22 protein-coding genes are annotated in these 17763 nt (G+C 68.7%); 12 read left to right on the forward strand and 10 right to left on the reverse strand.

Annotation, left to right across the window (positions count from 1 at the left end):
* Complete coding sequence (locus tag CRP45_RS07935) at positions 1 to 420, reverse strand: YciI family protein (protein WP_067780612.1); 420 nt, start codon at positions 418 to 420, stop codon at positions 1 to 3.
* A gap of 266 nt (positions 421 to 686) precedes the next feature.
* On the opposite strand from CRP45_RS07935, the gene CRP45_RS07940 reads away from it, so the two are divergent.
* Positions 687 to 1886 (forward strand): serpin family protein, encoded by a 1200-nt coding sequence (locus CRP45_RS07940; protein ID WP_097244387.1) that lies wholly within the window; start codon positions 687 to 689, stop codon positions 1884 to 1886.
* A gap of 6 nt (positions 1887 to 1892) precedes the next feature.
* On the opposite strand, the gene CRP45_RS07945 is transcribed toward CRP45_RS07940, so the two are convergent.
* Complete coding sequence (locus CRP45_RS07945; RefSeq protein WP_097244388.1) at positions 1893 to 2243, reverse strand: hypothetical protein; 351 nt, start codon at positions 2241 to 2243, stop codon at positions 1893 to 1895.
* Positions 2244 to 2391: 148 nt separating this feature from the next.
* Here CRP45_RS07945 and CRP45_RS07950 point away from each other — a divergent pair, with 148 nt between their 5' ends.
* The 8 genes from CRP45_RS07950 to CRP45_RS07985 all read left to right on the forward strand — a co-directional run bounded on the left by CRP45_RS07950 (position 2392) and on the right by CRP45_RS07985 (position 10619).
* A complete protein-coding gene (locus tag CRP45_RS07950; protein WP_097244389.1) occupies positions 2392 to 2991 on the forward strand; it encodes a PepSY domain-containing protein in 600 nt (199 codons plus the stop codon).
* 84 nt (positions 2992 to 3075) lie between these two features.
* The gene (locus CRP45_RS07955; RefSeq protein WP_097244390.1) at positions 3076 to 4422 is read left to right on the forward strand and encodes a cytochrome P450; all 1347 of its coding nucleotides are present in this window, start codon (positions 3076 to 3078) and stop codon (positions 4420 to 4422) included.
* Entirely contained in the window at positions 4419 to 5327 is a 909-nt protein-coding gene (locus tag CRP45_RS07960) for an alpha/beta fold hydrolase (RefSeq protein WP_097244391.1), read from the forward strand. The genes CRP45_RS07955 and CRP45_RS07960 overlap by 4 nt, the downstream gene beginning before the upstream one ends.
* Positions 5311 to 6186: an SDR family NAD(P)-dependent oxidoreductase gene (locus tag CRP45_RS07965; RefSeq protein WP_097244392.1), complete on the forward strand. Its 876-nt coding sequence runs from the start codon at positions 5311 to 5313 to the stop codon at positions 6184 to 6186. Before CRP45_RS07960 ends, CRP45_RS07965 begins: the two co-directional genes overlap by 17 nt.
* Positions 6183 to 7676 carry a flavin-containing monooxygenase gene (locus CRP45_RS07970; RefSeq protein ID WP_097244393.1) on the forward strand — a complete coding sequence of 498 codons (1494 nt, stop codon included), beginning with the start codon at positions 6183 to 6185 and terminating at the stop codon, positions 7674 to 7676. Before CRP45_RS07965 ends, CRP45_RS07970 begins: the two co-directional genes overlap by 4 nt.
* 10 nt (positions 7677 to 7686) lie before the next feature.
* Complete coding sequence (locus tag CRP45_RS07975) at positions 7687 to 8322, forward strand: TetR/AcrR family transcriptional regulator (RefSeq protein WP_245909970.1); 636 nt, start codon at positions 7687 to 7689, stop codon at positions 8320 to 8322.
* Positions 8323 to 8779: 457 nt separating this feature from the next.
* On the forward strand, positions 8780 to 9664 hold the full coding sequence (locus CRP45_RS07980; protein ID WP_245909971.1) for an alpha/beta hydrolase: 885 nt from the start codon (positions 8780 to 8782) through the stop codon (positions 9662 to 9664).
* Positions 9665 to 9848: 184 nt separating this feature from the next.
* The gene (locus tag CRP45_RS07985) at positions 9849 to 10619 is read left to right on the forward strand and encodes an SDR family NAD(P)-dependent oxidoreductase (RefSeq protein WP_097244395.1); all 771 of its coding nucleotides are present in this window, start codon (positions 9849 to 9851) and stop codon (positions 10617 to 10619) included.
* Between the two features lie 101 nt (positions 10620 to 10720).
* On the opposite strand, the gene CRP45_RS07990 is transcribed toward CRP45_RS07985, so the two are convergent.
* The 3 genes from CRP45_RS07990 to CRP45_RS08000 form a co-directional block, all read right to left on the reverse strand.
* Positions 10721 to 11569: an LLM class flavin-dependent oxidoreductase gene (locus CRP45_RS07990; protein WP_097244396.1), complete on the reverse strand. Its 849-nt coding sequence runs from the start codon at positions 11567 to 11569 to the stop codon at positions 10721 to 10723.
* A gap of 159 nt (positions 11570 to 11728) precedes the next feature.
* Positions 11729 to 12295: a hypothetical protein gene (locus CRP45_RS07995; RefSeq protein ID WP_097244397.1), complete on the reverse strand. Its 567-nt coding sequence runs from the start codon at positions 12293 to 12295 to the stop codon at positions 11729 to 11731.
* 40 nt (positions 12296 to 12335) lie between these two features.
* Complete coding sequence (locus CRP45_RS08000) at positions 12336 to 13058, reverse strand: esterase/lipase family protein (protein ID WP_097244398.1); 723 nt, start codon at positions 13056 to 13058, stop codon at positions 12336 to 12338.
* Positions 13059 to 13182: 124 nt separating this feature from the next.
* Here CRP45_RS08000 and CRP45_RS33210 point away from each other — a divergent pair, with 124 nt between their 5' ends.
* Complete coding sequence (locus CRP45_RS33210) at positions 13183 to 13473, forward strand: hypothetical protein (RefSeq protein WP_143861370.1); 291 nt, start codon at positions 13183 to 13185, stop codon at positions 13471 to 13473.
* Here the strand turns inward: CRP45_RS33210 and CRP45_RS08005 are convergent.
* The 4 genes from CRP45_RS08005 to CRP45_RS08020 all read right to left on the reverse strand — a co-directional run bounded on the left by CRP45_RS08005 (position 13470) and on the right by CRP45_RS08020 (position 15932).
* Positions 13470 to 13889: a hypothetical protein gene (locus tag CRP45_RS08005; protein ID WP_097244655.1), complete on the reverse strand. Its 420-nt coding sequence runs from the start codon at positions 13887 to 13889 to the stop codon at positions 13470 to 13472. The genes CRP45_RS33210 and CRP45_RS08005 overlap by 4 nt on opposite strands.
* 360 nt (positions 13890 to 14249) lie before the next feature.
* Entirely contained in the window at positions 14250 to 14900 is a 651-nt protein-coding gene (locus tag CRP45_RS08010; RefSeq protein ID WP_097244399.1) for a TetR/AcrR family transcriptional regulator, read from the reverse strand.
* 154 nt (positions 14901 to 15054) lie between these two features.
* The gene (locus tag CRP45_RS08015) at positions 15055 to 15423 is read right to left on the reverse strand and encodes a hypothetical protein (RefSeq protein ID WP_143861371.1); all 369 of its coding nucleotides are present in this window, start codon (positions 15421 to 15423) and stop codon (positions 15055 to 15057) included.
* Positions 15399 to 15932 (reverse strand): hypothetical protein, encoded by a 534-nt coding sequence (locus CRP45_RS08020; RefSeq protein ID WP_218841099.1) that lies wholly within the window; start codon positions 15930 to 15932, stop codon positions 15399 to 15401. Before CRP45_RS08020 ends, CRP45_RS08015 begins: the two co-directional genes overlap by 25 nt.
* 300 nt (positions 15933 to 16232) lie before the next feature.
* Between CRP45_RS08020 and CRP45_RS34925 the strand changes: the two genes are divergently transcribed.
* Positions 16233 to 16367, forward strand: coding sequence for a hypothetical protein (locus tag CRP45_RS34925; protein WP_281256171.1), 135 nt, complete (start codon positions 16233 to 16235; stop codon positions 16365 to 16367).
* Between the two features lie 44 nt (positions 16368 to 16411).
* A complete protein-coding gene (locus CRP45_RS08025; RefSeq protein ID WP_143861372.1) occupies positions 16412 to 16696 on the forward strand; it encodes a hypothetical protein in 285 nt (94 codons plus the stop codon).
* 115 nt (positions 16697 to 16811) lie between these two features.
* On the opposite strand, the gene CRP45_RS08030 is transcribed toward CRP45_RS08025, so the two are convergent.
* The gene (locus tag CRP45_RS08030; RefSeq protein WP_097244402.1) at positions 16812 to 17729 is read right to left on the reverse strand and encodes an NAD-dependent epimerase/dehydratase family protein; all 918 of its coding nucleotides are present in this window, start codon (positions 17727 to 17729) and stop codon (positions 16812 to 16814) included.
* Between the last annotated feature and the right edge of the window lie 34 nt (positions 17730 to 17763).

The following is a 17763-nucleotide window of genomic DNA, read 5'->3' on the forward strand; positions in this document are numbered from 1 at the left end:
TCAGAGCTGGCCGGTGGCTTCGCGCCACGCCCGCTCTTTCTGGATCCACACGTTGTCCTGCGGGAACTCGTCGATCGTCGGGACGCGGCGGATCTCGGTCTTGAAGCCGGGTCCGGAGATGGGCATCCGCTTGGCCCACTCGATGGCCTCTTCCTTCGATGCCACGTTGAGGATGTAGAAGCCGCCGAACAGCTCCTTGGTCTCGCCGTAGGGGCCGTCGGTGACCACGGGCGTCTCCGAGGAGTGGTCGACGACAACGCCTTCGGCGGCGTCCTCGAGGCCCTCCGCGGCCAGCAGCACGCCCGCCCGGATCAGCTCGTCGTTGAACCGGCCCATGGTTTCGAGCATCTTGTCGAAATCGATGTCGCCCATTGCCTTGTAGGCCTCGTCGGTGGCGCGCATGATCAGCATGTACTTCATGGTGTGTCTCCCTGTGCTGTGCGGGTCCCTCGTGGACCCTCTCGCCCATAGGTCGAACGGGGATCGCCGCGGATCGACACCGGGGCCGAACTTTTTTTCCGGCGATCGCGGGCAGCATATGACGGACCGTCCGCCGAGGGGTTCGCTCGGCGATCATCGGCCGATCCGTCCATCTCCAGACGCCGGGAGCGCTGCCGTCTTTCCATCGCGTTCGCGGGGGCCCGTCGACGCGCGCGGGTCACCGTTCGGATCCGTATCGTGGTGCCGTGCAGACCTTTTCAACGCCACACGTCGGCGCCGTCAACGATCTGACCGCACGGTGGTGCGCCGCCGCGGGCGACGGCGACTTCGTCGTCTCCGGAGCCGGGCTCTGGCCGCTGCTCGCCCTGCTGGCCGCCGCGGCGGACGGGCCCGCGCGATCGGAACTGGAAGCCGCCGTCGGCCTGCCCGCCGAGGCGGCGCAGGAGGCGGCACTGCGGACGCTCGACATCCTCGCCGACGCCGTCGATTTGTCCGCCGCGCTCGGTATCTGGGTCCGAAGGGACCTTCCGCTGCACGACGAGTGGCTGAGCTCGCTGCCGGTCGGCACGGTCGATCTGCTGACCGGTCAGCCCGCGCTGGACGAGTGGGCGCGACGGCACACCAAGGGCTTGATCGAACGATTCCCGCTGCCCGTCAGCCCCGACACGCTGCTGGTCCTGGCCACCGCGCTCGCCGCGAAGACGAGCTGGCGGTTGCCGTTCCGCGCCACCGTCATGTCGCCGGAAGCCGGTCCGTGGCGTGGACGCCGACTTTCCGCGCTCACCCGCACCGACCACGACCTTCGCACAGTGGCCGTGCTGGACGACGAACGGCCGGTGACGCGGTTGGTAGTCGCCGGGAAGGCCGACCTCGACGTGCATCTGCTGATCGGCTCCGACAGTCCCGCCGAAGTCCTCGCCACCGGGTTGTCCGCGCTCGGCGGGTCGGTGCCGTACCGCACCGGACTCGACGCGGGTCCGGTCGCGCCGGGGCTGGTCGCGCGGCAGGTGTTCGGCCGCGAACAGCTCGACCGTCTCGAGGTTCGCCTGCCGCCCTTCGCGATCCGCTCCCAACACGACCTCATGAAGCATGCCGAACTGTTCGGGTTGCGCGCGGCGAGCGACCCGAGCAGGGGTCATTTCCCCCGGATCTCGCCCACTCCGCTGGCGATCGACCAAGGTGCCCAGGACGTGCTCGCCAAGTTCGACCGCGAGGGGTTCGAGGCTGCGGCCGTCACCGCGTTGTCCATGAATGTCGGTGCCGCACCGGCGCGTCCCGAGCAGCGCCACACCACCGTCTTGGAGCTGGACTTCGACCGGCCGTTCGGCTTCCTCGCCGTCCACCGCCCGAGCGGGATGGCCGTGGTCGCGGGATGGGTCGCCGATGTCGCCGACGCTCCGCCGCCGAATCCGTATCCCGTGCCGGTTCCCGGATTCCCGCGGTGATCGGCGTCAGCCGCGGTCGCGCCGCCGGGCGCGCAAGCGACGCGCCCGCGCGGTGATCGTCGCCGACACCGTCCGCAACTCCCCGGACAGCAGGAACGCCTGCACCAAGCCCTCGACCTCGTCGATGACCGCACCGTCCGGCCCGCACACCAGGCAGTGATACCAGCATCGGCCCCGGTGCAGGCCGCCCGCGCCCGGCCCGAGCAGATCTCGGTAGATCCGCGTCGCCAACTCCGACAGCGCCGCCGCCGTCTGCGCGGGCGTGCCGGAGTTGCTGACCCGCCACCACCGCTCCTCCAGCCGGCCGGGTAGCGAGATCTCGACCACGTAAGTCAGCTCCGACCTCGGATCTCCCATATCAGCAATGGTGCCCAGCGGAACCCGTCCTATTCGGCAACGACGCGCCGTCCGCGACCGGGCTGCGGATTCCGAGACGCGGTTTGGTGCCATCTCCGCCGGGTACGCGGGCGAAAACGAGCGGGTAGTGCGGACCGGGAGGTGCGGGATGCGTCGGTGGCGACAGATCGCGGGAGCTGGAGTCGCGGTGTGCGCGCTGGGACTCACCGGATGTGGTGACGACGACGCGGACACCGGCCCGACCGCGAGCCCGACCACTCCGATCGCGACTCCGGCCACCACGACCACCCCGGACTCCGCGAGCCAGCAGTCGGTGGAGACGGCCTCGATCTCGGCGGCGCAACGGGCGCTGCGGACCGCGGCCGACGCCGTGCCGAACGGCCGCGCGTTCGACGTGGAGATCGAGACGAGCAACGGCAAACAGGTCTTCGACGTCAAGGTGGCCTCCGACGGCAACGAGGTGAAGGTGCTCGTCGACCAACTCGGCGAACAGGTCGTGGCCCAGAGCCGATCCGACGAGCCGAGCGACGACGTGGCGAAGGTCGAGTCCGCCACGTTCGACGCCGGTCGCGCGCTGGAAGCCGCCGCGGAGCGCGAGCCGGGCGCGAAGCTGGTCGAGATGGAGCTGGACACCAACCGGGACGGGTTGTTGATCTGGCAGGTCGAACTGGTCCGCGCCAACGGTTCGGAGGTCGAGGTCGACGTGGACGCCCGCACCGGCGCTGTCGTCGGCATCGGCCAGGGCTGAGCCGTAATGTGACTCTTGCCACAGGCCGGTACATGCGCGTACCGTTCGAATGGTACGCCGAAGTACCACGCTGGGAGATGGCGCATGAGCACCGTGACACTGCCCGAAGGACCCTCCACGCCGCCGCTCGTCCAGAGCCTCGCGATCGTGGCAGGCCGGACCCGCGCCTGGCGACACTGGCGCCGCAAGTACGGCTCCGCGTTCACGGTCCACATGCCCAGATTCGGCCGCACCGTGGTGATCTCCGATCCCGCGGAGGTCAAAGCGCTGTTCACCGCGGGTAGCGACGTCGCGGACAACCTGGATGTCAACCTCGGCCAATTCCTCGGTCCCGGTTCGCTTTTCGCGCTGAGCGGGGCCGAGCACCGCAAGCAGCGCAAGTTGCTCACCCCGCCCTTCCACGGCAAGCGGCTCGCGGTGTACGAGGCGCTCATCGAAGAGGAGACCGAACGCGAGCTGGCGACCTGGCCCTCGGGTGTCGAGTTCGCGACGATGGATTCGATGATGCGGATCACCCTGAACGTGATCCTGCGCGCGGTGTTCGGCGCGGAAGGCCGGGAGTTCGAGGAGTTGCGCGACCTGCTGCCCCGGCTGGTTCTCGTCGGATCGGCGCTGGCCGCCTTGCCCGTTCCGCGCAACTTCCTCGGCCGCTACGGGCCGTGGGCTCGCTTCGCCGCGCACCGCAAGCACTACGACGAGATCGTCGCGCGCCTCATCGCTCGCGCCGCCGCCGACCCCGATCTGGGCGACCGCGACGACGTGCTGTCGATGATGTTGCAGGCCCGCTACGACGACGGCTCCGCGATGACGCACGGCGAGATCGCCGACGAACTGCTCACCCTGCTCACCGCCGGGCACGAGACCACCGCCACGACGTTGGCCTGGACCGTCGAGCGGCTGCGCAGGCACCCGGATATCCTGCGGCGCTTGGTCGCCGAGGTCGACGCGGGCGGCTCGGAGCTGCGCGAAGCGACGCTGCTCGAGGTGCAGCGCGTGCGGCCGGTGATCGATGCGACCGCGCGCAAAGTGCGCGCCGAGTCGATGACACTGGGACGCTGGACGCTGCCCAAGGGCCAGAACGTGCTGGTGAGCATTCGGCTGATGCACGACAACGAGGAGCTCTTCCCGAGGGCCCGCACCTTCGACCCGGACCGATTCGTCGGGGTGCGACCGGGCACCTTCACCTGGATCCCGTTCGGCGGCGGTTCGCGCCGCTGCATCGGCGCGGCCTTCGCCACGATGGAGATGAACGTCGTGTTGCGCACGCTGCTCAGGGATTTCACGCTGGAGCCGAGCACCGCGCCGGACGAGCGCGCGCACTTCCGCGGTGTGGCGCTGGTACCCGCTAAGAAGGGCAGGGCGGTCGTGCGTAGGCGAACGCCGCGTCCCACGGTTCCGGCCGAGACACGGGCCGCCGAGGTGACCGCATGAGCGAAGGTCTTGTCGACGTCGGTCGCGGCGTCCGCCTCGCCTACCAGCGCCTCGGCGCGACCGAAGGGACGCCGATCGTCCTGATCGCCGGACTCGGCCAACAGCTGCACGCGTGGCCCGACGGGCTGTGCCGTCTGCTCGTCGAACGCGGTCATCCGGTGCTGCGCTTCGACAATCGCGATGTCGGCGAGTCGACGCATTTCGCCTTCCCGCCGCCGGGACCTCTCGACTTTCTGCGCAAGCGGTGGCATCCCCAGCAGTACGAACTGGGCGACATGGCCGCCGACACCGTCGGCCTGCTCGACGCGCTCGAGCTGGAATCCGTACACCTGGTTGGCATGTCGATGGGTGGCATGATCGCGCAGACCGTCGCCGCCCGCCATCCCGAGCGGGTCGCTTCGCTGATCTCCGTCATGTCCACCACCGGTGCGCCGCGCGTCGGCCGCCCGGCGCTCTCGACATGGCGCCGCATGTTCGGCAGACCACCGCGCACCCGCGCCGAGCACGTGGACGCCGCCGTCCGCATGTACCGGCACATCGGTTCCGCCGGTTATCCGTTCGACGAGGCCGCGGTGCGCGCGGCGGCGGCACTCGTGTGGGATCGCGACCCGCGGCCAGCGGCGGGCGTCGGCCGCCAGCTCGCCGGAATCCTGAAGTCCGGCGACCGGACTCGCGAACTCCGCGCGGTGACCGCACCGACGCTGGTGCTGCACGGCGATCGCGACCTCATGGTGGCGCCGACCGGTGGCGCCGTCACCGCCCGCGCCATCACGGGCGCGCGCCTGCACACGCTGACCGGCCTTGGTCACGATCTGCCCGACGGCATCTGGCCGACGCTCGCCGACCTCATCGATGATCACATCCGCACCGCAGTCACCAGGAGCACCGATGCCCCGAAACACTAGGCCCCTGTCCGGTCACCCGGCGATGATCACCGGCGCCGCCTCCGGCATCGGACGCGCACTCGCCCAGCATCTTTCCCGCCGCGGGTCCCCGGTCGCCATCGCCGACATCGACGCGGCGGGACTGAAGGAGACCGCCGCGTCGCTGTCCGGTCCCGTGCTCACCCGCGTGCTCGACGTCCGCGACGCGGCCGATCAGCGGGCATTCGCCGACGAGGTGCGAGACTGGCTGACCGCGCCGTTGGCCGCCGTGTTCAACAACGCGGGGGTCGCGGTGTCCGCGTCGGTGCTCGACGCGGACGCCGAGGACGACGAATGGTTGCGCCGGATCAACTTCGACGGCGTGGTCAACGGCACGCGCGCCTTCCTGCCGCTACTCGTCGAGCAGGACAGCGGCGTGATCGTCAATACGTCGAGCGTGTTCGGGTTGGTCGGGATGCCGAACCAAAGCGCCTACTGCGCGGCGAAATTCGCGGTCCGCGGCTTCACCGACGCACTGCGCCAAGAACTTCGGGGCACCGGCGTCTCGGCGGTGAACGTACACCCCGGCGGCATCACGACGAATATCGCGCGAAATGCCAGGGTGCGCAGGGATCCCGAGGGCCTCGGGCGCAGCAAGGAGCAGATGGCGGCCGATTTCGAAGCCGTCACCCTGACCTCGCCCGAGAAGGCGGCCGACATCATCACTCGGGGCGTCGAACGGGGCAAAGCGCGGATCCTGGTCGGCCCGGACGCCTACCTCTTCGACGCGCTCGCGCGGCTCACGCCAACCCACTACTACGCCGTGATCTCCTTGCTGGAGAGGCGTTTACGGGCCAGGGGACGCGCCGCGAATCCGGGCGTCAGCGAGGCGCGGGCATGAGTGAGCACCTCGACGTCGTGATCGTCGGCGCCGGCCTTTCCGGCATCGGCGCCGCCCACCACTTGCAAACGGCTCTGCCCGACCGGACCTACCTCGTGCTGGAGGCGCGCGAGACGATCGGCGGCACCTGGGACCTGTTCCGCTATCCGGGCGTGCGCTCGGACTCGGATATGCACACCCTCGGCTACCGGTTCCGGCCGTGGACCGACGCCAAGGCGATCGCCGACGGACCTGCGATACTCGACTACGTGCGCGCGACCGCGACCGAGGCGGGCATCGATCGGCGAATCCGCTTCGGGCACAGGGTCGTCGACGCGTCCTGGGACAGCGCGACGGCACGCTGGACGCTCACCGTCGAGCACGCCGCCGCGACGGTCACCATGACGTGCTCGTACCTGTACGTCTGCGGCGGCTACTACCACTACGACAGTGGCTACACCCCCGAGTTCGACGGCATCGAGGATTTCCGCGGGCAGGTGGTGCACCCGCAGCACTGGCCCGACGATCTCGACCACGCGGGTCGGCGCGTCGTCGTGATCGGCAGCGGCGCCACGGCGGTGACACTGGTCCCCGCCCTGGCGACAGACGCTGCCCACGTCACCATGCTCCAGCGTTCGCCCACCTACATCATGTCCGTCCCGACCGTGGATACCGTGGCCACCCGATTGCGCGCGCTGCTCGGTCCGCGCCGTGCCTACGCCGTCACCCGATGGAAGAACGTGCTCATCGGCACGCTCATCTATCAGCTCAGCCAGCGGCGGCCCGCGATGATGCGCAAGTTCATCCGCGAGCAGACGATCAAGCAGCTGCCCGCGGGCTACGACGTGGACGTCCACTTCAACCCGACCTACGGCCCATGGGACCAACGGCTGTGCCTGGTTCCGGACGCCGATCTGTTCCGGGCGATCGGTAACGGCAGCGCATCGGTGGTCACCGACCGGATCGACCGCTTCACCGAACGCGGGCTGCTGCTGGCCTCCGGCACGGAGCTCGAGGCCGACATCGTGGTGACCGCGACGGGTCTGCGATTGCTCGCGCTCGGTGGCATCCGGCTCACCGTCGACGGGCGGGAGGTCCCGCTGCCGCAGACCATCGCCTACAAAGGCATGATGCTCGGCGGCGTACCGAATTTCGCTTTCACCATCGGCTACACGAACGCCTCGTGGACGTTGAAGGCCGATCTGGTCGCCGAATACGTCTGCCGGCTGCTGCGGCACATGGACGCGCACGGCTACGACCGCTGCGTGCCGGTGCCCGACCCGGCGATCGACACCAGACCGCTGCTGGACTTCCAGGCCGGCTACGTCCTGCGCTCGCTGGACCGGTTCCCGAAAGCGGGATCGCGGGCGCCGTGGCGGCTCGGCATGAACTACGCGCAGGACGTGCTCACCCTGCGGCACGGCCGGATCGACGACGGCACCCTCCGCTTCGCCCGAGCGACGCGCCACCGCGCGGGATCCGACGTGCTCGCGGAGCCGGGCGGTCACTAACCTGGTCGATGTGACCCGCGCCGAGCCCGCCACCACGACCGCCGCCGAGGCTGCGCCGGAATCCGGCTTCCGGCGCAGGCTGCTCGACGCGATGGCGGAGGTGATTCGGGAGCGCGGCTACCGCGACGCCACGGTGGCCGACGTCGTCCGGGCCGCGCGCACCTCGCGGCGCACCTTCTACGAGCACTTCACCAGCAAGCAGGACTGCTTCATCGCGCTGCTGACCGAACGCAACAGCGAGACCATCCAGCGAATCTACGACGCCGTCGATCCGCGGGCGCCGTGGCGGACCCAGGTCCGCCAGGCCATCGAGGCGTGGATCGAGGCGTCGAAGGCCGACCGGACGGTCACCCTCGCCTGGATCCGTGACACACCTGCGCTGGGTGAGGACGCGCGGCGGCTGCACCGCGAGGCCGCCGACGCATTCGTCGGCCTGATCCAGAATCTCACCGCCACACCGGAATTCGGTGCGCCCGGCGTCCACCGAGCGACCCGCAGAACCGCCACCATCCTCTACGGGGGCTACCGCGAACTCATCGCCTCCGCCGTGGAGGACGGCGAGGACGTCTCGGATCTGGTCGAGGTGGCCGTGGAGACCGCCATCGCCCTGCTCGGTCCGCGCTACGAAGCCGACGAGCGCGAGTAGGCGTACCTCCGCCTTCGCTCCGGCCATGCGCGGGTTATGGACGGACTGCGTCCGGCGGTGTCTATCGTGCGTACTCCGCCTTCGCTCCGGCCATGCGCGGGTTATGGACGGACTGCGTCCGGCGGTGTCTATCGTGCGTACTCCGCCTTCGCTCCGGCCATGCGCGGGTTATGGACGGACTGCGTCCGGCGGTGTCTGTCGTGCGTACTCCGCCTTCGCTCCGGCCATGCGCGGTCTGGCGACGGACTTCGTCCGGCAGCGCCGACTAGAACAGCGACCGAGCTGAGCCCCAGAGGAATTCGCGTCTGGTGAGTGTTCACAGTTTCACGAACACTGCTATTCGCAGAACCTGGTACTCGACTACCTTCCTCTGCGACAGCTCGTACCGAAAGGATCCACTGTGTCCGGACCGATCCGAATCGTGCTCACGATAGTCAGCGTATTAGCTGGTGTCGCATTGACTTTCGTTCCTCGAACGCCCGCCGACGCGGCGGGCATCGTGCGCTGGGAGGCGAGGGTCAGCGACCGCGTCCTCGACATCGGCATCTCCTCCCCCAACCTGGAAGGCCCCGACTGGTCGGTGAAGGTGGTCCGCCTGCTGCTGCCGCCCGGCTGGTCCAAGGACGCGAACCGCACCTGGCCGACGGTCTGGGTGCTGCACGGCGGCTTCGACGACCACAAGTCCTGGACCGACAAGGGCGACCTCGAAGCGCTCACCGCGGACGCGGACGCCATCTTCGTGCTGCCCGAAACCAGTTGGTGCAGCGCCTATTCCGACTGGTACAACAACGGCGCCGGGGGCGCGCCCGCCTGGGAGAAGTACCTCTTGGAAGACGTGCGCACCATCCTCGAATCCACCTACAAGGCCAACACCACCCGCGCCATCGCGGGCAACTCCATGGGCGGTCTCGGCGCGATGAAGTTCGCGGCCGAGTACCAGGGCATGTTCCGTTCCGCGGCATCCTTCAGCGGCAACGTCGACCCGCTGCACGCCTCCGGCGCACCCGGCGACCCGGACAAGCCCGGCCAGGGCTGCGCCGCCGACTGGAAGCGCGTCTGGGGTGACTACAACATCCCCGCCCAGCGTGCGATCTGGGAGCAGAACAACCCGTACAGCCAGGCCGCGAAACTCACCGGCAAGCCCCTGTTCGTCTCCTACGGCCGCAGCGGCGGCGTGGAAGAGGCTGTCTACCAACAGAATTACCGCTTCGTGGACCGCCTCCAGCAACTCGGCGCCACCGTCGACGAGCGCTACGTCGAAAACCACGGCCACGACTGGCCCGCCTGGCGCGCGCAGATGCAGAACGCCCTCGACATGCTGCTCACCTCAGTGGGCGCGTAACCACCGTGCGGCCCCGGCAGCACCGCCGGGGCCGTCGCGGCTCCCCCGCCGGGACCATTCCGACCGAATGTCACCCTCACCGGCCAACACCGGCTCGGGGTCACCTTCGGTCGCGGGCTTCGCCGGCGCGATCTTCCCCGGTACCTTCGAGCACAGGCAACGTCGCCGACGGAAGGACCACCCGATGACCGCCTCTCCCTTCGATCTCGGCGGCCACGTCGCCGTCGTCACCGGCGGCAACTCCGGAATCGGGCTCGGTTTCGCCCGCGGCCTTGCCCGCGCGGGGGCCGACGTCTGCGTCGTCGGCCGCAATGCCGAACGCAACGCCGCGGCCGCCGCCGAGTTGAGCGAGTTCAGCGGCCGTGTGCTTCCGCTCGTCTGCGACGTCGGCGAGGAGCAGCAGATCGTGGACACCATCGCGCGCGCCGCCGCCGAACTCGGGCGCATCGACTCCTGTTTCGTCAATGCCGGTGTGGCACAGGGTATGACGCCCTTTCTAGAGACCGACTTGGCGGAGTTTCGCCGCGTCACCTCGATCAACCTGGACGGCGCCTTCGTCACCCTGCGCGAGGCCGCGAAGGTGATGGTGGCCAACGGCACGGGCGGCAGCCTCGTCGCCACCGCCAGCCTGGCGGCCAGGCAAGGTGTGCCGCGGGGCCAGTCCTACGCCGCGAGCAAGGCGGGCATCATCGCGGTGATCAACTCGATCGCCGTCGAACTCGGCAAGCACGGCATCCGCGCCAACGCCGTGCTCCCCGGCTGGATCGATACCCCGATGACCGAGCACATCTTCGCCTGGGACCGCTTCCGGGAACGCGTTCAGCCGCGAATCCCGGTGCGGCGCTGGGGCTCCCCCGACGACTTCGAGGCGGTCGCGGTCTACCTCGCGAGCCCGGCCAGCGCCTACCACACCGGCGACACCCTGCTGATCGATGGCGGCTACAGCATGTTCTGACAGGCGGCACCGAAGCGGACCGACAGCGCGACGCGTCACGCCGCGGAGGCCGCCTCGTTCCGGGCCCGCAGGCGAAACCGCCGACGGGCCCGGGTGCTCGGTCAGCCGATCACATCGGCGAGACGGTCGACCTGGGTGGGGTCGGAGCCGTAGCAGTAAAGCATCACTTCGTCGGCGCCGAGGTCGGCGAATTGCTTTATGGTCGTGCGGATCTCGTCGGGGGCGGTGCGCAGGCCCGCCACCATGTTGTCGGCCCAGCCGCTGAATTCGTAGTAGGCGGCGATCGCCGTGCGGGCTTCGTCGACCACGGACTGGGGACCGAGGGCGACGTTGACCTGCGCGACGAGCCGGGGCTGGCCGTCGCGTCCGTGGTCGTGCCAGGTCTTGCGGACGGAGTCGAACAACCCGCCCGCCCAGTTCGGCGGGACCGCGGAAAGGAAACCATCGCCCCAGCGCGCGACGCGTTCCAGGGCGGCGGGCTTGAAGCCGCCGAACAGGATCGGCGGACCTCCCAGCCGGACGGGAGTCGGTCCGATCGGACCGCACTCCGCGCCGAACGGCTCTCCCGACCACAGCCTGCGCAGCTGTGCGAGTTGCTCGTTCATCCGGCGGCCGCGCGTGCGCAGCGCGACGCTGGCGGCCAAGTGGTCGTCGGCGCGACCGCCGACGCCGAGTCCGAGTATCAGCCTGCCGCCGGACATACGGTCCAGTGTCGCAACCTGTTTGGCGAGCAGCGCCGTCTCGCGCAGCGGGGCGAGCAGCACCTCGGTTTGCACATTGATACGGCTGGTCGCTCCGGCGACGACGGACAGCGCGACCAACGGTTCGGGATTGTCGTAGACGAGGCGGTCGAGCAGGCCGAGGGTCGAGAACGGTCCCGCGTCGGCACGCCGGGCCCAATCGAGCAGGGCGATGGGGTCGGAGACCGGCAATCCGAGTCCGATATGCATGGATTCCTCCAGAAAAATGGGTGGGCAAACAACACCGCCCACTCCATCGCCTGGATCATCGAGGCGTGGTCTCCCATTCTGCGGCTGTACTTCTGGGGAGCACCAATCGGATTACGGCCACTATAGATTCACCGGGTCGCACCGCACAAACGAGCGTGCCTACTTCATGTAGTTCAGCAGGCCGAGGTTCGGTTCGAGTGCGCCGTCCTGGCCGAGGGCAACGAAGTCCGCTTCCACGGCCGAGCGCGCGAGCTTCCCGGCGCGCACGGCGCGGTAGCGCACGAACGACCAGAGGAAGACGTCGAGGTTGTCGAAGCGGGTGCCGCCTTCGAGCACCTCCTCTTCGTGAAACCACACGGCCACTTGACCATTGGTGAGCACGACGTACAGATTGCCGCCGCCGTCGGCGCCGATCGAGTAGACGTCGTCGTCGGTGAGCTCGGTGGTGTAGTCCGAATCGAGGAGCCCGCAACCATTTTCGCCGAAGTCGAAACCATATGACCAGGAGAAGATGTCCAGGAACTGCGGCAAGCGACCCGAGCGCACCCGGCGGTCGAGGGCAGCCAGGGCCGCCGCGTCCGCGGGAGCTAGGCGCGCGAGAAACGGTGTCACGGGCCGGGTTTGCTCCGGTACCTGAACGGGAGTCGCATCGGGAAACCACCGCGCCAGGTCGGCGTCGAGGTCGCGATCGGTGTAGCCGACGAGGTCGGCGAGGGTGAGCGTCACGCGGGGATTGTAGAAGCAGCTTCGGACATACTTCCGACGGTCAGGGACAGCCGGTGATCAAGGGCTCGCCGCGCAGCGCGCTATCGATCAACTCCTGAAAGGCGCCGTCGATCGGTTCGTCGGCGTGCGACACCCGGCGGCCAGGGCAGAAAGATTGCACGCTCGCGTTCGTCGCGCCGGGCAGTGGTTCGCGCTCCTCGCCCGCGTCCTCGGAGAACAGGTGGTAGGCGGGAAGGTCGGGCGGAATCGCCGGTGCGGCGTTGAGCGCGGTGAGGAACGGCGAACCCGGGCTCAGGTCGCGGCAGCCCGGGTAGAACGGGGCGCACAGCAAGGCCAGAACCACACCGTTCTCCGGGGTTCCGAAATCGACATAGGTGCCCACCGCCGCGCGCCCGTCGAGAAACTTCACGAAGTGCCGCTGGGCCAGGCCGCCCATCGAGTGACCGACGAGATCCACTCGCGCCGAGCCGGTTTCACGGCGAATCTCGGCGACCTTGTCGGCGACCGCGCGCGCCGAGTCGACCAGCGGCGCGGTCGCGGCGGGCTGACCAGGCAGCACCATCGCGTAGGCGGTGTAGCCACGCGAACCCAACCATTCCCGCAGCGTCTCGAGTTTGCCGACGTTCGCGTCGAACCCGCCGATCACCAGGACGGGGTTCCGCGCGGAACCGGGCACCGGCTCGGCGGCGGCGGGTCCGACCACGACGCCGAGACCGAGCGCGACCGGAACCAGAAGGGCGAGCAGCTTTCGCACGGTATCCATCGATCTGCTTCCTCGAAGGAGGCGGAATGTCGATGGGGACAGTAGCGGACGAGGTTGGGCCTGCGCAGCTGCGGGCGATCGCGTCGTCGAACTGCCCGCGGTGACACCGTGGTGCTGTAGCGCAGTGGAGACCGCAGCCGGCCGGACTCCGTCGCACGTCTACTACGCGGCGATCCGCTGGGCGGTCGCTTACGCCAGGCGCGTGAAGTCGGCACCGGCGACCACCGCCAAGAACTCACCGATCGTGCGGGTCGTGCGGGGTGCGAAGACGCCGCCGACGGTGAAGCGGGGGCCGCCCCTACCGGCGGGCCGCGTGAACGGGGCCCGCAGCGGTGCGACCACAGCTCCTTCGGTGGGCGGTACCGCCGGGACGCACCCGCGCGGCACCTCGGCCGTGGCAGGCGTGCAGGTCTAGTCGGCTCCGACGCCGAGGGCGGTGAGCAGGACCAGGACGACCGTGGTGACGGCCAGGACACCGTGCGCGGCGACGATCGCGACCGGGAAGTGCCGTTCCGGCGGAGTGGCTTCGCCGACCTCGGCGGTGCGGGCGCGGTACACCGGCAGCCAGCGCGCCAGCATGCCGAATCCGAGGGCCGCGACGGGGACCAGCAGGGCGAACGCGATCCATGCCAGCGCCGTCGAGTCCGCTATCAGGTAGATGATCCAGACGATCAGCCCCGCCGCGGCGAGCAGGAAGTGACCGAAGACGACCGCGGGCGGCAGGTGGCTGGCGGTCGGTTCGCGCGCGCCGCCTTTGGCGATCCAAGTGCCGAGCAGGACCGAGCCACCGCCCGCGGTCAACAGCCAGGTGATCAGTGCTGCGATGCCCATGACGTGCTCCTCCAGGTGAAGTTCGAAGGGAATATCAGCGTGGGAATCCGCGGTCGATCGCACTCCACCCCCGACCGCCGTTCGAGCGACGACCTCCAGGGGCCGATCCGCCCTGGAGGCCGACTTTTCCAGTGATCACATCATCATCGGCATGCCGGGCAGCATGTTGAGCAGACCCATGAACATGTCCATCATCTGCATGCACATACCGGGCATCATCATCGCGATCACCTCCTCGGGTCCCGCGAATCGCTGATCAGTTGCCGCCTACCCATGATCGCCGCGAATATGCGGAAATTTACGACGCCGAGCCCGCAGGGTGCGCTCGAGACTCGCAGGTGAATTGGTGGGATGTTTGGTTCAGGTCGCGGGTTCGGGCTCGAGGGAATCGACGGCTCGGCCGCGAGGTCGTGGAGCCGGTGCGTGGTGATCGAACAGGAACGCCGCTGCCATGTCGCCGGCGTCGCGCAGGCGGGTGGCGGCGTCGGGCGTGCGGTCGAGGACCCAGACGCCCTGGAGGAAGACCAGCAGGAAGCGGGCCAGCGCACGGGGGTCGCGGTCGGCGGCCAGTTCGCCTTGCGCGTGGGCGCGCACGAACGCCGAGGTGAACACGGTTTCCCAGCGTGCCCAACCCGATTCGACCAGCGCGGCGATTTCGGGGTCTCTGGCGGCGAGTTCCACGGCGGTATTGGACACCAGGCAGCCCAGGTAGCGGTGTTCCTCGCGGACCTCCGAGACGAAGTGGTCGAGGAGCGCCCGGATGGCGGGGACAGCCGGGCCCGGTCGCGAGAGCGCGCCGGTGATCCGCTCGTCGGCGAGTTCCAGATAGCGTCGCAGCGCCTTGATGAACAGGTCGCGCTTGCAGCCGAAGGCGGCGTAGATGCTGGCCTTGCCTATGCCGAGATGCTCGACCAGGTCGGCCATCGAGGTCGCTTCGAACCCGCGCTGCCAGAACAGATCCATGGCGAGGTCCAAGACGACGTCTGGGTCGAATTCCTTGGTGCGCGCCATGTTTCGAAATTCCTCCCTATTGCGACCGATAGGTCGAATATGCACCCCTCGGCCGTCACGCCCTTCCGCTGTCACGTAAAACTACAGAAGAGGGGCTTATAGCAGAAGTTCGCGTCGCTACCGCCATTAGGTCGAAACCGGTTCAATTCTGCAATCAGACGCCAGGGCCACCGCCGCCGGGGCCACCCGGCCAAGGCTGATGCGGGCCGCCGTAGCCCGGGCCCATCCCCGGCCCGCCCTGCGCGCGGCGATTGGACCGGCGGGTCACCAGCACGACGATCAGCGGAATACCGATCACCACCAGCGCGACCACGCCGATGACGGCCAACCAGATCAGGTATCGGACGATTTGCAGGTGTTTCTCCGAACCAGGCGGCGGCTCCGGAGTCGGGTTGCCTACTTGCGCAAGAACATCGAATGCGGTGGCGAGAATCATTGTGGTGCTGCCGATCTGCTCAGCGGGAGTCCTCGACGAATCGTACGACGCCAGAGGGTAAATCAGGAAAGATACGGCTTTGCCCAATCGGTGAACCGCTCCCCCAGCTCCGCCTGCGCCGCCGCGAGGACAGCGGTCGGATCCTCCGCCGCCGAAAGACCGAATTTCTCGTCGAGCCATGCCACGAACTCGTCGTGGCCGTCGCTGTACGAATCGTCCTCGCCGCGATAGAAATACGCCTCTTCCATATCGACCGAGATCTCCGAGTCGAAGCCGAGAAGCCGGAACAACTCTCGGACGTCGCGAGCGACGACATGTTGTCCGCCTTCGTCTCCGAAGACGACCACGGGCAGCGTCGCCAGATCGGTCCGGTCATCGATACGCCAGAGCGCGTAGAACGAGCCGGAACCATTGGCCTGCGCGAAGGGAATCAGCCGGTCGGTGAACTCCGGATCTTTCGACCAACCCGCCACCAGGCCCGAGAGGTCGCCGAAGTCCGTCAGGCCGAACCCGTCGGCGTAATTCTCGTAGCCGAGCCTGTCCTGCAATTCCATCAGCAGGTTGAGCTCGTCGACGGGCGAGTACGTGCTGTTCACTGTGTCTCCAAGGTGCGGGAGTCCTGTTGCGGCCGCCGGGATTTCGATGCCGAGTGGATCGAGCGCCACGCTCCGAAAGCATAGGACCTCGGCTCGGAGCGCCCGGTTCTACGGCCTTCTCGACGGCAGCTACCCGATGCCGCAGGTCGTCGGTATCGACTGAACCTGATGCGCGACAACAAATCCCATTGACCAAAGATCCATTCGATCCGGCTGGCCCACACACGACTCCGTGGTGTTCCAGCCGGCGGATGCGTGCGTGGGCTGCTTCTGGTGTGATGGTGCCGGAGGGAGGACACCATGCTCGAGAGAGCGCGCGGCAGCGCCGTGATGGTGGGTGCGCTGCTCGTGGTCGCGGCACCGACCGGATGCGCCAACACTGGAAAGGCCACACCCGCGCCGACCGTCACCGTGATCGCGCAGCGGAAGAGATGAACGATCACGACAACAGGCAGCGCGGCCGGAGGTGGTTGCGGCGGGTGGCGGCGATCGGAGCGGGCGGCGTCGCCGTCGCGGCGGGGTTGCTCTGGGCGCTGTGCGTGGTCATGGTGCTGGAGTCGCGGTTGTCCTCCGACCCCGCCGATGATCCGCACGGCTACGGCCTGATATTCGGCACGGTGCTCGCGATCCCTGCCGCGACGGTCACCGCCGCCGCGTTGCCGTGGGCGGTGCCGCGACGTCGCAGGGCGCGCGTCGCCCGGCTGACGACATCGATGCTGCTGGTGAGCATCGTGATATTGCTTGTCGCCCTGTTCACCGCGTAGCACCGGCGGCCGCTGCTGGCGACCAGCAGCCCGGGCACGCCAGGCCCTTGCCTGCCGTGGAACACCACTGGCGGACGGGTACGGTGCCACCCGGTCGATCGCGGTGATCCGGGCGTCAGTTCCGCGCGCGGAGGGTGGCCTCCAGTGCCAGGCGGGTCGGGGTGGGCTCGATGCCGAGTTTCTCGGTCGCCGCCGACGAGTTCAGGACGAACGGGCGGTCGAATTGGTAACGCAATTCCCGGATTTCGCGGGCGTCGGCGTTGACGAGCCCGGCCGCCCACAGCAGCGCCGACGGCATGCGGCGGACCCGCGCCGGGGCCGCGCCCGCGAGAGTGGCGGTCAGCTCCGCCAGGGAGCGGACCGATATCGGGGCGGGGGTGGGCACGTGCCACGCCCTGCCCCAGGTGGATTCGTCATCGGCCAGCGCGACGAGGGTACGGGCGACGTCATCGATGGCGGTCCAGCTGTGCGGGACGTCCGGGTCGCCGGGGAACATGGCCGCCTTGCCCGCGGCGACGGCGGGCAGGACCGTGGCCGTGAATGTCGAGTTGGCACCGGCTCCCAGGTAATCGGAGCCGCGCACCTCTGCGGTGCGAATACGGCCCTCCTGGTGCGCGGACAAGGCCTTGTTCCAGAGATCGGCGCGTACGCGACCCTTCGCGGAGTTGGGGCGCAACGGATGTGATTCGTCGACCGAACCTTCGAATTCCCCGTAGCCGTACAGGTTTCCGACGGTGAGCAGGACCGCGCCGGAGGCTTCTGCTGCGCTGATCGCGGCGTCGATCAGCGGTGGGAAACCGGTGGTCCAGCGCGTGTACGGGAGGCCAGCGCACTGGTGGATGGCGGTCGCTTCCGCGCAGTGCACCGCGAGGGCCGAGGCGTCGGCGGCGTCGACGGGGATGCGCGCGATGCGTGGATGCTCCGGCCCCGATCCGCTGCGGGTGAGGAGACGAACGTCGTCGCCTCGCGCTGCCAGGAGTTGAGCGGTGGCCGACCCGACGGGTCCGGCTCCGATGACGACGTGCAGGGACATGGGGGTCCTCGATCCATTCAGGTGTTCTACTTCG

The sequence above is a fragment of the Nocardia amikacinitolerans genome, assembly GCF_900215415.1.
GTDB classification, from domain to species: Bacteria; Actinomycetota; Actinomycetes; order Mycobacteriales; family Mycobacteriaceae; genus Nocardia; species Nocardia amikacinitolerans.